Below are 13,074 nucleotides of genomic sequence, written 5' to 3' on the forward strand. Positions count from 1 at the left end.
AAAAATAAAAACATATTTAATTAATAGGACTCAATAAATTTGAATAAATCGAAAATGATTTTAAGGAAGTTTTATAAAACGAATTTTTAATTAAGAGGTAAGTATATAATAAAAATATTATTCATCAATCTGTTTTAAAAATACTTCTTTTTAAATTTTATAGAGTTCCGTTTATCAAAACAATTATTCTCCACAATGAGTTTTTCCAAAAATGACTTCTTGCAATTCTGAGTTTTCAGAGCATAAACTCCAACATAAATACAATTGAGTCAGCAGTAAGTCGTTTAATTCTTTATCAGGTTTGTTCAAATTATCGACCCCAATATTTGAAAACAATAAATACTCAGCCACACATTTAGAACGCCAAGAGTTTACAGAAATACCTGAATCCATTTCCATTAAACCACAAGTTTCTAATACGAATATTAAAATTATACACAACGCAAAAAGTAGCATCCTTTCTTGTATATTGCTTAATTTCATAATAATTTAAATCGTTATCCGCTTTTTTAAAATTTAAAAATTTCTTTTTCTTCAGGTATCTACCTACCCAGAACTTTAAAATAAAATATCCAATCTTTTACACTTCAATAATAGAGTTGTTGAAAAATTCCATAGTAGAGATTCGAAAAACTTCTTCAATTGTCCATTTCAATCCAATACAAACAGCTCAAGAATTAATTTTTCAACAACTCTAATGTGCGTTTTGGATTCTTCTGATTCTAAAATCCTATTTAACTTGTGGGGTTGGTTATGGTAGGGAGCGTGTGCTTTAGTTTTAAACGCAACCCATAACCGAGCGACCGTAGAAACGAGGTTTGAGTTTCCAAGTGAGGTACTAAATTTAAATGGCATTTTCATTATAAACCCATGCAATGTCTCTTAGACGGACTCACAGGCGCAATTACTTCAAACAACAACTGCATCGTGACCGTTCCGGCTGGGTCACGTGCTCGACCTAGGCACCTAAAGTGATGCGAACCGGCTTTAGAGATGCAAAGTTGACACGGGCGCACTTTACGTCTTGTAAATTCAACATTAAGCGTCATTCTCCTGAGACATCCAGCACATGGCAAAAGTGCGAGAATTAATGAGTTTGTTTTGAAATCGTAGTTCCTCAGAGTTTCATTGACTCGGTTGTGATTAAAGACTTTTCAGAGTTTAATTTCTCAGAGGCTCGTTGTTTTATCTTTCTTCTATAAAAACATTTTAGAGAATAATTATTTTTACTACTTGCGCTTTTGCCTCGCCATTGATAGAGCCATTGCATTGTGCTTTTGAAACTCGAACACCGCTTAACATACACTTTCCGCTTCGTTCAAGTTTTGCTTCGCAAACTCTCACTGGCGTCTTCGACATATCCCTCGCTCATTTGACTTTTTGTGTATTAGATTGAAAACACTTGACAATGCACGAAAATCGTGCTTCTAATAAGTTATGAAGAATATTACTTTTAGAGCAGACGACCAATTGCTTGAAAAAGCGAGACTACGTGCGGCCAGTGAACGAAAATCTTTAACTGACGTTTTTAATGAATTTCTTAAGAACTATTCAAATTCAGTTAAAGACGTTTCTGATTATGAAAATCTATTACAAAAACTAGCCTACGTTAAAGTTGGTCGCAAGTTTACGAGGGAAGAGATGAATGAAAGATAAAGTATTCTTAGATACTAATCTATTTATTTATAATTTTGATACAGAAAATAAAACGAAACATGAGAAATCAAAGGAAATCGTTTTAACGGCTTTAGTAGAAAATAATTATGTAATTAGTTATCAAGTGATTCAAGAATTTTCAAATGTAGCTTTGAAAAAATTTCAGATACCTCTCAAACCAAAAGACTTAGCAATATATTTGAAAAGAGTTATGTTTCCATTATGCAGTGTCTATTATACTAATGAGAATATTTTGAATGCAATTGAAATCAGAAACCGATATAAACTTTCTTTTTACGATTCTGTTCTTATAGGTTCTGCGATAGAAGCGAATTGTAAAACATTGTTAAGTGAAGATTTACAAGATGGACTTCAAATCAAAGGTTTACAAATTACGAATCCTTTTAATAGCACAATTAAAAAGAAAAAGTAGTTTGGCACCTAACTGCGCTTCTCAGTCCGGTCTTCGACACATTTGCTTTGTCGCTCAGTTTGCGAGCCGTTCACTAAGGTTCGTTCAAACGTCGAAGGAGACTCTTTCGTTAGGTGCAATTGCGGAGGCTCTTCGGGCTCGCGGAACGTTGACAATCACTTAGATCATTATCTGAAATAATTGCGCCTTTGTTATCCGCCGACCTCGTGTTGGCACGGCAACTACCGAGACCCAAATATGTAGGAATTTGCCTCACTCAGATACTGTTAATCTCTAAGCCGTCGCCACAGTGAATGATGAGGGCAAAATGACCAGTTATGGGTAGTCAAACATTAAAGACCAATTTTTTACTGTAATTCCAGAATAAGCCGAAAACCAACCATATTTGAGCCATAGCTTGGTACACCAGCGTTCCTATGTGAAATACGACAAATCTCAGATTCACTAAACCAACTGCATCCGCGGACGATGCGCATTTCGACATTGCGCTTCGAATGGCGATACACAAAGCTGTCTGCGGTCCATTCAGAGACATTTCCGCTCATGTCAAAAAGGCCGAATGAGTTAGGTTTCTTTTGACCAGCAGGATGAATTTTATAATCAGAATTTGAGGAATACCATAAGTAATTTGGATCCATTTCTTCCCCCCAATAATACTTTGTAGTCGAACCAGCTCGGGCTGCATATTCCCATTCCGCTTCATTCGGTAATCGAAAGACCATTGTCGCCTTTCCAAGCTCTTGCATTGTATAATTTAGCTGTTTTAAGAATTCCTGGACACTAAACCACGTAACGTTGTTCACTGGGCAAGAACCACCACACTTCTTGAAATCACTCTGATCATAACGCATCACAAGTTGCCATTGTGTCTGTGTAACTTCATATTTGCCCATGTAGAACGGTCTGACGATCTTCATGGCTTTGGGCGGTTTCTCCCTATCATCACACTGTATGTCACCAGCAACGCAGCCCATGACAAATTCTCCAGCGGGGATGAATACGAAGTTTTCGATTCTGAATTCTCTCTGAAAATCATTCTTGATTTTTTCTTCTTGATTTTTTTCGGAAATGGATAATGGTCTGGAAAAAATTGTGGAGCCTACCGATATCGCGATTAGTAGACAAATTGTTGGGACGTATTTCTTTACCATCTTGAACATGTAAAACATTGCTCCTCACTAATTCACAGTTAATCCCTGAATCACAGCTGTAAATCCTGATGATTCTCCGGGGACAAAAAGATAAGTTAACGTGAGTTCGACGTAAGAAAATTGGGGCGAATAATAAACTCAGGTGCAACGAGGGTCGTCGTCGCAGCTCGCAAATTTCATAGTGGACTGGCCCACAACCTAAAACGCGACCCGTAGGAAAGCGTTTTGCTGAGTTACTTCGAGCGACCGTAGAAGCGAGACGCTGAGTTTCAAACGCTTTCGTAAAAAGCGTTTTACTGAGTTCTTTTCGCTCCAATTCCTTCGGAATTTTTCAAACTTAGGTGTTGCTCACTATAGATCGCAGCATAATAATCGCATTCGTATACCGAACTCACGTTATCTTACGAAGAGATTATTTAACATTCATAAAAACCAAATAGAAAAATATGTGTCACTGAACTTAGGAGATAAAAGATTAGATAAACGACTAAAGAAAATAGTAAGTGTGATGACCAAGCAAGGAGGAACGAGTTTGCCAGATAGATTTGGCAATTGGTCAGGCCATATCGTTTTTTCAAATCCGAAAGTATCTTATGATAAAATAATCTCTCCTCATTGTCTTAGCTTACACTGGTTACTAGAATGTTTACGATTAGTTAATCTTCTACACGAACGTTTCGTTTTAATAACTTAAAACGCAGAGTTTAATTCTTCTTTGAGCTTTTTGGCTTCTTCAAAATCGGGTTTGATTGAAATCGCTCTATGTAAATACTGCAAAGATCTTTCCGGGCGATTCCAAATTTTATAAAGTGTAGCAAGATTATACAAAGAGATATGAGGTGCGTCGTTTAACTCGCAACGTAAAGATTTTTTCAACCAATAGACCGCTTCTATTTCCTTACCGGCTCTTAAAAGTATAATTCCGATTTCGTTACACGGATTTCCATAATTTGGATTTATTTCCACAGATCTAAAAAAATGCATCAATCCCTTTTCTGGATTTCCTTTTTGATTTTCCATTAATCCCAAAAAGAAATAAGCTTCGTGACTTTCTTCGTTTTCTAATGAGAGTTTAAACAAATACTCCGCTCTATCCGAATCGCCTTTTTTGTAAAAGTATTTTGCCGCTTCTAAAAAATCCGAAGAAGTATAGTTGTCCAATTCCATTACCCGTTTTATTTTATTTTCGGTTTGGATCGGTTAAGGCTTGATTAAGTTTTTCCTCAATACCTCGGCTACTTGTTCCGCAATCGATTCCCCGTCTAATTTATACTTTTGGAAAACTTCCTTTCTTTCTCCGTGATGAATCGGTTCCGGTGGGAATCCAAATGTTTTTACGTATTTTGATAAATTTTCCCGTGTCATTCGGTTGAGTAAATACCCAGTTACTCCTGAGTCTATATAACTTTCGTCTAATATTACAAAACGCCTAACGTTCATCAATTCTTCGTTAAACGCCTCCTCCCCAAGAGGTCGCAACCATACCAGATCGATTAATGTAACACTAAACCCTTCTTTTTCTAATCTTTCAGAAGTTTTTTTTGCTTCGTCAATCATGGAGCCGATCGATATTAGGGCTACGTCCACTCCTCTTTTTAATACTCGAAACGTTCCAGGTTGTAACTCCGTCTTTTTATAAAAATCTAACGTTTTTAAATCTACGCTCGATTTTGGAAATCGAATCGCAATCGGCGACTTATCGTATTCCTCCATCCATCGTAACGCATCTATCATATCTTGTCCGTTAGACGGCACAAATACATCCATATTAGGAAGTCCTAATAAATATCCTAAATCGAAAAGTCCCTGGTGAGTTTCTCCGTCCGGCCCTACACATCCTGCTCGATCTATCACAAACCGCACTGGTAGATTCATGAGAGATACGTCTTGTACTAGTTGATCCATCGCCCTTGTCAAAAAGGTGGAATAGATACACATATACGGTATGATGTTTCCGTTCGTCATCGCTCCCGCAAACGCTACCGAATGTTGTTCCGCAATTCCCACATCAAATAGATGTTCCGGATATTTTTCTGCATATTCCTTGAGCCCACTTCCTTCTATCATCGCGGGTGTGATTGCTGCAATCCTAGGATTTGTTTCCGTTAAAATGGTTAACATCTTTCCCACAATTTTACTGTATGCGATTTTAGATGTATCTCCGCTATCCATCGCTCCGTCTTCTTTTCGAAACGGAGTCACTCCATGATACTTAATTGGATCCCTCTCCGCCGGATCGTATCCTTTTCCTTTTTGTGTGATGATATGCAATAAAATCGGGCCTTTCATCTTTTTAACTTTTTCGAGCATCTTTACGAGTCGTATCACGTCATGCCCGTCTTCAGGTCCTATATATCCAAATCCCAAATCCTCAAACAGCCCACCCGGAGTTAATACGTCCTTAAATCCCTTTTCTACTTTTTTAAAAAATCTTTCGGTTGCGGGCCCGATGATCGGCAACCACTTTAAGAAAGTATAAAATACTCTCTTCCAATGATTGTAAAAATGAGACGTTATGATGTTGTTAAGATAATTAGATATAGACCCTACGTTTTTGGATATAGACATATAATTATCGTTTAAGATCACGATCATGTCCTTTTTCAAATGCCCCGCGTGATTCATCGCTTCTAAAGCCATTCCTGTGGCAATCGACGCGTCTCCTATGATGGCTACTACATTATAATTTTCTTTTACTAGATCTCTAGCCGCGGCTTCTCCCAATGCCTGGGATATCGAAGTTCCCGCGTGTCCGGTATTGTATAAATCGTACGGGGATTCTTCTCTTTTAGGAAACCCGGAAAGCCCATTGAATTTCCGCACAGTCTTGAGTTTGTCTTTTCTTCCGGTGAGTATTTTATGCGGGTAAGTCTGATGTCCTACGTCCCAAACCAATCGATCTTTGGGAGTTTCGAATACGTAGTGTAAGGCGACCGTGAGTTCTACAACCCCCAGATTACTCGCAAAATGCCCACCAATCCCCGAAAGTGTATCGATGATATAATTTCTAACCTCCTTACAAACTCGAGGTAGTTGTTCCAGTGGTATGTTTCTTAGTTCGGCCGGATAGTTAATTCTATCAAGCAGAGTTGATTCCTGTTGCATGCAAACTTTCTAATCTAATTTCACTCAATCTCTCAGTTCGCCTGCAAAGGTTTTCTCAATAGTTTTAGGTCTTCTTCGTTCACTAAATCCAATAACTCATAGATCCGAACGGGTTGAGTTTTTCCTTTCACTTTAATTAAGTCCAGTTCTCTTGCGATAACTCTGTCCTTTACCTTTTCATAAGTGTATTCTGAGATGATTATATGAGTTCCGTATTCTTTATTGGTTCCTTCCAACCTGGACCCAAGGTTGATCGTGTCTCCCATACATGTATAATCCATTCTGTGAGAACTCCCCATATTTCCTACTACCGCCGGTCCTGAATTTAATCCGATTCCTATATCCATTTGTGGAAGATCTAAACTTTTCCACTCTTCTTTTAATGTCGCGAGCCTTCTCATCTGAGCCAACCCAGCCGCACATCCATAGTAGGCATGATCCTCTAACGGCACAGGCGCTCCCCAGAATGCCATGATCGCATCCCCCATGTATTTATCAATCGTTCCCTTAAACTCAATAATGATCTCGGTCATCTCGGATAAGTATTGATTCAAAAATTGAACCAACTCTTCCGGCCCCATTTTTTCCGACATCGTAGTAAATCCTCGTATATCAGAAAAGAATATTGTGATGTCTCGTTTAGATCCTCCTAAATTCAAGTTATCCGGATTTTTCAGCAACTCATCCACTACGTCTTTGGATACGAACTTGGAAAATGTACTTCGGATATACTTTACGTTTTCCTCTTCCGTTAATATCCTAAATCCTATTAAACCAATAAATATAAATAGCTGCTCTAATATCACCGTAGGATATAAATGTACTAAATTGAATTCGGAAAAATTAATTAATGTTCCGACCGAATATATAAACGCAATCGCTAAGAAAAATAGAAACGCTAACCATGTCTTTAGCCTAGGTTGTACAACCCCCGCCAACATTCCTACGAAGATTATGATCAAAAATTCTCCCCACAAAGGTAACTCAAATAGAAAATCCTGATTGAGTATGGTATTGATCGCCGCGGCGTGGTGTTCTATCCCAGACATATCTCCAAATGGTGACAAGTGCGTATCCTTGGCTGCTCCCGCTCCAGTCGCATAATACATTGCCACTAAAAAGATTGTGTTTTGAAACTGAGATGCCGTTTCTTCGTTCCATTCCGTTGCCGCTTCAAATATCTCATGCGCCCTAAATGAATAAAGCCCTCCTGGAAAATTAATCTGCATCTGTCCATCTGCGTCGATCGGTATAATGACCTCCCTCGTTTCATTCGGTCGATTCATAATATCCTTGGTTTCCATCTTCAAGGTTTTTCGATCGAAATGAGTCAGTGTTTTTTGTGGTATATTTTTGATTTTGACATGTTTTCCCATTACCACTTCCACGTCTTTTTTTACGTCGACTCCTAGATAATTACACGCTATGATCAAATCAATGGATGGATAATATTCCGTTTCTCTTAACGGCCCTGCGTTCATTAACTTTGCAACCAATGGCATTCTTCGATTGAGCCCACTTTCATCTTTTTTAATATTCGCAAATCCTAATCCTGAAGCTTTTTCTGCCACTGGTTCAATCGGTGGTTGCGGGAATTTCAACCAAGTTCGTCCTGCGTCTCCCGGATCTTCTACGTTTTCCAGTTTAAATTTTCTTAGTATTTCAATCCGTTTTTCTAAATTTAATATGGAACTCTTGGATTCTAAACTCGTTTCCATCGGATAATCGAACATTACCTGCGGATTTTTTGCCAAGGCTTGCGCCATTTCTTCAGTTTGCCCCGGCTTATAATCTACAAAAAAAATATCGAACATCAACTGATTCGATGTATTCTTAAATATATCTATTATATTTGCATAATATTTCCAAGGTAACGGCCATTTCCCTTGTAACTTCTCCAAGGACGTTGTTGTAATTCCTATTATTTGTATATCCTGTCTCGCTCCTGGCGGGGGATTATATCGTGTATATTCGATCGTTCCCTCTTCGGATTCTTTTTCGCTCTTATTCACTCCCGCCCTGAGCAATGTAAATCTCCAGGACACGGAAGATTCTTCCAATTCTGCAAGCGGCGTAAATACCTGATAAAGAAAGAACATCACAAGCGATACTACTACGGCCAACCAGATACTGCCCGACTTTTGTTTATCCGCTGTGTTTACTTCTAAAAATTTATAAATTGGATATGAACTGATCAACAGTAGCGTAAATCCACCTAGCAAGAATTCGGTGTTGAGCGAAAAGTTAGGTAAAAATGCGGTAAATGATATGAATAGAATCCCCATTATCCCCAGCAACAATGACAGTATGTGGAGTGGAGTGATCTTAATTTTTTTTTCGCTCATACGTTCCTCCTATCTGGACCGGGGATCAGTATCCTATTTGTCGGTGTTTCGTCAATATTTTCCAGATTTTACTGGCTCCGGTTCGCCTTCCGTTTGATTTTTTTGTTCCTTTTTCGACTCCAATTTGATTCTTGCAAGAACCGTTTCGGTTATGAGGAATTCTTCTTTAAAGTCCGATTTTGCTCTCTGCTCTATCCGTAAATCTGGTAATCTTTGTTCGTTCTTAATTCCGGAAAATTTGGTCCGGTCTTCTCGTCTCCATCCTAAAATGCTCAGAAAAACTCTCCATTTTCTTTTGTCCAACTGGGATGAAACTTTGATTCGGAAACGCTTTTTGGGAAAGAGGCTGGTTTATGCTAGGTATCAAGAGAAAAATCTTAATCTACAAAAAATGAATTTTCGTCCTTTTGAAGAAGATTGGTGTAAATTAGGAATCCTTGCCTGGGGCTTAGGAATATCCCGTTGTCTTTTATTTTCCCTTCTTTTAGAATGGACTGAAAACGAGGGAGTCCCCAGTAAGACAAAATCCAATGGAGATCCAACATATTTAGTTATCACAAGAAAATTACTGTTTCCACGGAAACTTTTACAGAGCCAAATTCAACTCGTAAGGACGCATCCAAGCCAAATCCACTTCAACTAACGACGCTACCAAAAGTAATCTTATCTCATCGAAGCACGAATCTCAGAAGCGTAGGCCAGAAGTTTATCTGCACAGTTATTACGATCGGACCCGTTTTCTTCAATGATCCTTTGTACGGCAGAACCGATGATCACGCCATCCGCATAAACCGAAATGATTTTAGATTGAACCGAAGTAGAAATACCAAAACCAGCACAAACCGGAAGACCGACAATCTTACGCACCAAACGAATCCTATCTTCCAAGCCAGACGCAATCGAACCTCTTTCCCCGGTAACGCCGTAGGAAGTCACGTAGTAGATAAAACCGGACGCAAGAGATTTCATCGAACGAATCCTATCTTCCGTAGTAGCAGGGGTCACAAGATGTATAAAATCGATCTTCTTTCTTTCGAGTTGCGAAAAAAACTCCTCTGCTTCCGGGGTATCAAACGGAAGATCCGGAATGATTAGACCTTGGATGCCAGAATTTTTAGCTCTTTCTGTAAAGGATTCCAAACCCATAGAGAATAAAGGATTAAAATACGTAAGATAGACCAGGGGAATCTGAGGATGAAGTTTATGAATTTCCGAAGTAACATCTAAAATTTTATCCATGGAAAAAGGATGAGCCAAGGAACGTTTAAAAGCTTTTTGAATTACTGGACCGTCGGCGACTGGATCGGTAAACGGAATTCCCAATTCTAAAATTCCGGCGCCACCTCGAATCAAAGCATCCGCCCAAGTAACGCAGGAATCATAATCCGGATCACCCAAAGAGATGTAAGGGATAAAAACACTTTGCTCCGAAGAAAAAACGGAAGAAATGGAGTTCAAATAAATTCTCCTTTTCTAAGTCTAGAAACCTCTGCCACGTCCTTGTCACCTCTACCGGAAAGACAAATCAGAATATTCTCTTTTTTACTCATCGATTTAGCCAAGTCTTTCGCATAACGAAACGCATGCGCAGTTTCCAAAGCAGGAATAATTCCTTCAATCCTACAGACTTCAATAAAAGCGTCTAACGCTCCTTCGTCGTCCACGCTAACGTATGAGACTCTACCACTTTTGTGAAAATAAGCGTGTTCCGGACCAACACCAGGATAATCTAACCCAGCAGAAACGGAATGAGCGGGAACGATCTGTCCAAAATCATCTTGGATAACTAAAGTTTTAGTACCGTGTAAAAAACCGGTTCTACCAAATTGAATGGTGGCAGAATGAGAACCTGGATTAGAAGAATAACCGCCGGCTTCTATACCAAAAAGTTTAACTTTTTTATCCTGAATAAAACCATAAAACATACCGATCGCGTTCGAGCCGCCTCCAACACAAGCAATCACTGCGTTTGGAAGTTTACCATTTGTCTTTTTAAATTGTTTTCTAGATTCAATACCGATCACAGATTGGAAGTCTCTGACAATCGTAGGAAACGGATGTGGGCCAATCGAAGAACCCACGATATAATGAGTATTAGAAACATTTAATGCCCAGTCTCTCATCGCTTCACTAGTAGCGTCTTTGAGAGTTGCCGTGCCACTGGAAACACCTACGACTTTGGCACCTAACATTCTCATCCGGATCGCATTGAGTTCCTGACGTCTTAAATCTTCTTCTCCCATATAAACAACGGTTTCCATCTGGAACATAGCACCTACGGTTGCAGTTGCAACGCCGTGTTGACCGGCTCCGGTTTCCGCAATGATTCTAGTCTTACCCATAGCCTTAGCGATCAAAACCTGGCCGATCGTATTATTGATCTTATGCGCTCCTGTATGATTTAAGTCTTCCCGTTTAAGCCAGATCTTAGCGCCGCCCCAAACCTTAGAAAGACGTTCAGCATAAGTAAGAGGAGAAGGACGACCGATATAATTCTTACGGTAGTATTCGAGTTCTTTTTTAAAGTGTTTGTTCTTCTTGAGTTTTTTGTAAGTCGTTTCAAGTTCGACAAGAGCATCATGAAGAATTTCAGGAGAATAACGACCGCCAAATTCTCCAAAGTAGCCTTGTTGATTTTCTTTTCCCATAACTACCTCAATTCCGTAAAGAGTTCTTGGCGCATAGATTCCACTCTTGCAACCAGATCATCAAAACCGGAAAAAACAAAGGAATCTTCTTGATCCTTCTTACGATTGTAGATAGAAATCTCTCCGTTTTCAAAGAACTTTTTACCGATGGTAATTCGAATCGGAAAACCAATCAATTCGGAATCTTTAAGTTTAAAACCAGGACCAAGATCCCGATCGTCCCAAAAAACTTCAATTCCCTCATTCATTAGAACATTATAAAATTCTTCTATTTTAGAATACTGATCCTCTCCTTTGGTAATACTCACCAGAGCGACTTCAAACGGAGCAATGCTGATCGGCCAAAAAATACCTTTCTCGTCGTTACACTGTTCAATGACAGTAGCCATCGTGCGATTGACTCCGATACCGTAACAACCCATTGTAAGAGTTCTAGATTTACCATTTTGATCCAAAACCTGGATACCAAAAGCTTTTGTATATTTATCTCCTAGTTTGAAAATATGTCCTACTTCAATCCCTTTTTCCGCTTTTAGGGAAGAACTACAGTTGGGACAAAGATCTCCTTCTCTTGCTAATGCAACATCAGCGAATTCAGGAAGACCCGAAATTTCCTTTTCCAAAATAAAACCTTGAGTGTGAAAATCTTCTTTGGACGAACCGACCACATAAGGAAAATCTTTTTGTAAGGAACGATCGTATAACACCTTAATTTTATCGTTAGGTGCAATCGGAGAAATAAAACCAGGAACCAAACCAAGTTCGCGGACTTCCGAGTCTGTCATCGGTTCCGAATCCGCAATTTTTAAGAGAGAATGAAGTTTATGAAGATTAAGTTCCAAATCACCTCTGATAAAAACGAGAATCTTTTTTTTCTCCGATTTGAGAGCGACCGCCTTGATCGTCTCTGATTCGGAAACACCTAACAAAGCGCTTACTTCCGAAATCGTCTTTTTACCAGGAGTGGAAATTTCTTTTTTATCCTTGAGTTTCGGAGAAATATTCTCTTTTTTGAATATAAAAGGAGTTTTTTCGCTGTTGGAACTATAACCGCAAGAATTACATAAAAGTAATGTTTCTTCTCCAATCGGAGAAACCACCATAAACTCTTCCGACGCAGAACCACCCATACTACCCGAATCCGCTTGAACCGGAATGGTTTTCAGACCACAGCGATCGAAAATTTTTCTGTAAGCGGCTCTCATCGCCTGATACGTATCATCCAGAGAAGAGTCATCGATATGAAAAGAATATGCATCTTTCATAATAAACTCTCTGGAACGAATTACACCAAAACGGGGACGGATCTCGTCTCTAAATTTAGTTTGAATCTGATATACGTTCACCGGAAGATCTTTATAAGACTTCAAAAGAGGTTTTAATAAAAAACTAAAAGATTCTTCGTGTGTGGGACCAAGGGCATAAGAAAGATCGTGTCTGTCTTGGATACGAAACATCTCTTTACCCATCGCAGACCATCTTCCACTTTGTTCCCAAAAATCAGAAGGAGTTAAAATCGGAAGATCAAATTCCAAAGCCCCAGTAGAATTCATTTCTTCACGAACGATCTGTTCTATTTTTTTCAAAACCTTCAGACCCAAAGGAAGATAAAAATAAAGACCGGCAGAAGACTTACGAACCAAACCGGCACGGATCATCAAACGATGGGACGCAACAACCGCGTCCGCAGGATTTTCTTTTTCTGTGGGAAGAATATATTTCGATGCTTTCATGCG

Annotated in this window: 11 protein-coding genes and 1 pseudogene; 4 read left to right on the top strand and 8 right to left on the bottom strand. The window is 39.0% G+C overall.

Annotated features, from left to right (window positions below):
- Positions 1 to 183: 183 nt before the first annotated feature.
- Positions 184 to 483 carry a hypothetical protein gene (locus LEP1GSC049_RS0204435; RefSeq protein WP_016748148.1) on the bottom strand — a complete coding sequence of 100 codons (300 nt, stop codon included), beginning with the start codon at positions 481 to 483 and terminating at the stop codon, positions 184 to 186.
- 954 nt (positions 484 to 1,437) lie between these two features.
- Here LEP1GSC049_RS0204435 and LEP1GSC049_RS224195 point away from each other — a divergent pair.
- Both LEP1GSC049_RS224195 and LEP1GSC049_RS224190 read left to right on the top strand, forming a co-directional pair.
- Positions 1,438 to 1,656 carry a hypothetical protein gene (locus tag LEP1GSC049_RS224195; RefSeq protein ID WP_000790422.1) on the top strand — a complete coding sequence of 73 codons (219 nt, stop codon included), beginning with the start codon at positions 1,438 to 1,440 and terminating at the stop codon, positions 1,654 to 1,656.
- Positions 1,646 to 2,089, top strand: a complete 444-nt coding sequence (locus LEP1GSC049_RS224190; RefSeq protein ID WP_004754411.1) for a PIN domain-containing protein — start codon at positions 1,646 to 1,648, stop codon at positions 2,087 to 2,089. Before LEP1GSC049_RS224195 ends, LEP1GSC049_RS224190 begins: the two co-directional genes overlap by 11 nt.
- A gap of 347 nt (positions 2,090 to 2,436) precedes the next feature.
- Here the strand turns inward: LEP1GSC049_RS224190 and LEP1GSC049_RS224185 are convergent, their stop codons facing one another.
- Complete coding sequence (locus LEP1GSC049_RS224185) at positions 2,437 to 3,249, bottom strand: formylglycine-generating enzyme family protein (protein ID WP_016560339.1); 813 nt, start codon at positions 3,247 to 3,249, stop codon at positions 2,437 to 2,439.
- Between the two features lie 412 nt (positions 3,250 to 3,661).
- Here LEP1GSC049_RS224185 and LEP1GSC049_RS2000000227705 point away from each other — a divergent pair.
- Positions 3,662 to 3,856 (top strand): annotated as a pseudogene (locus tag LEP1GSC049_RS2000000227705) (IS4/Tn5 family transposase DNA-binding protein); the annotation flags it as partial.
- 74 nt (positions 3,857 to 3,930) lie between these two features.
- Here the strand turns inward: LEP1GSC049_RS2000000227705 and LEP1GSC049_RS224180 are convergent.
- From LEP1GSC049_RS224180 to LEP1GSC049_RS224170, 3 genes are read right to left on the bottom strand one after another with little or no spacing between them, the layout of a single operon-like run.
- On the bottom strand, positions 3,931 to 4,407 hold the full coding sequence (locus LEP1GSC049_RS224180; RefSeq protein WP_004754194.1) for a tetratricopeptide repeat protein: 477 nt from the start codon (positions 4,405 to 4,407) through the stop codon (positions 3,931 to 3,933).
- Positions 4,408 to 4,440: 33 nt separating this feature from the next.
- Positions 4,441 to 6,345, bottom strand: a complete 1,905-nt coding sequence (gene dxs / locus LEP1GSC049_RS224175; RefSeq protein ID WP_004754016.1) for a 1-deoxy-D-xylulose-5-phosphate synthase — start codon at positions 6,343 to 6,345, stop codon at positions 4,441 to 4,443.
- Between the two features lie 32 nt (positions 6,346 to 6,377).
- Positions 6,378 to 8,690: an adenylate/guanylate cyclase domain-containing protein gene (locus LEP1GSC049_RS224170; protein WP_032829089.1), complete on the bottom strand. Its 2,313-nt coding sequence runs from the start codon at positions 8,688 to 8,690 to the stop codon at positions 6,378 to 6,380.
- Between the two features lie 124 nt (positions 8,691 to 8,814).
- Here LEP1GSC049_RS224170 and LEP1GSC049_RS0204450 point away from each other — a divergent pair, with 124 nt between their 5' ends.
- Complete coding sequence (locus tag LEP1GSC049_RS0204450; protein ID WP_025186017.1) at positions 8,815 to 9,333, top strand: DUF1564 family protein; 519 nt, start codon at positions 8,815 to 8,817, stop codon at positions 9,331 to 9,333.
- A 20-nt stretch (positions 9,334 to 9,353) separates the two neighbouring features.
- Here LEP1GSC049_RS0204450 and trpA read toward each other — a convergent pair whose 3' ends face one another.
- The 3 genes from trpA to LEP1GSC049_RS224155 are packed head-to-tail and all read right to left on the bottom strand — an operon-like array spanning position 9,354 to position 13,071.
- A complete protein-coding gene (gene trpA / locus LEP1GSC049_RS224165; RefSeq protein WP_004758438.1) occupies positions 9,354 to 10,148 on the bottom strand; it encodes a tryptophan synthase subunit alpha in 795 nt (264 codons plus the stop codon).
- On the bottom strand, positions 10,145 to 11,338 hold the full coding sequence (gene trpB / locus LEP1GSC049_RS224160) for a tryptophan synthase subunit beta (protein WP_016560325.1): 1,194 nt from the start codon (positions 11,336 to 11,338) through the stop codon (positions 10,145 to 10,147). Before trpB ends, trpA begins: the two co-directional genes overlap by 4 nt.
- 2 nt (positions 11,339 to 11,340) lie before the next feature.
- The gene (locus LEP1GSC049_RS224155) at positions 11,341 to 13,071 is read right to left on the bottom strand and encodes a proline--tRNA ligase (protein WP_004754783.1); all 1,731 of its coding nucleotides are present in this window, start codon (positions 13,069 to 13,071) and stop codon (positions 11,341 to 11,343) included.
- Positions 13,072 to 13,074: the final 3 nt, after the last annotated feature.

Origin of the sequence: Leptospira kirschneri serovar Cynopteri str. 3522 CT, assembly GCF_000243695.2 — a bacterium.
Taxonomy (GTDB): domain Bacteria; phylum Spirochaetota; class Leptospiria; order Leptospirales; family Leptospiraceae; genus Leptospira; species Leptospira kirschneri.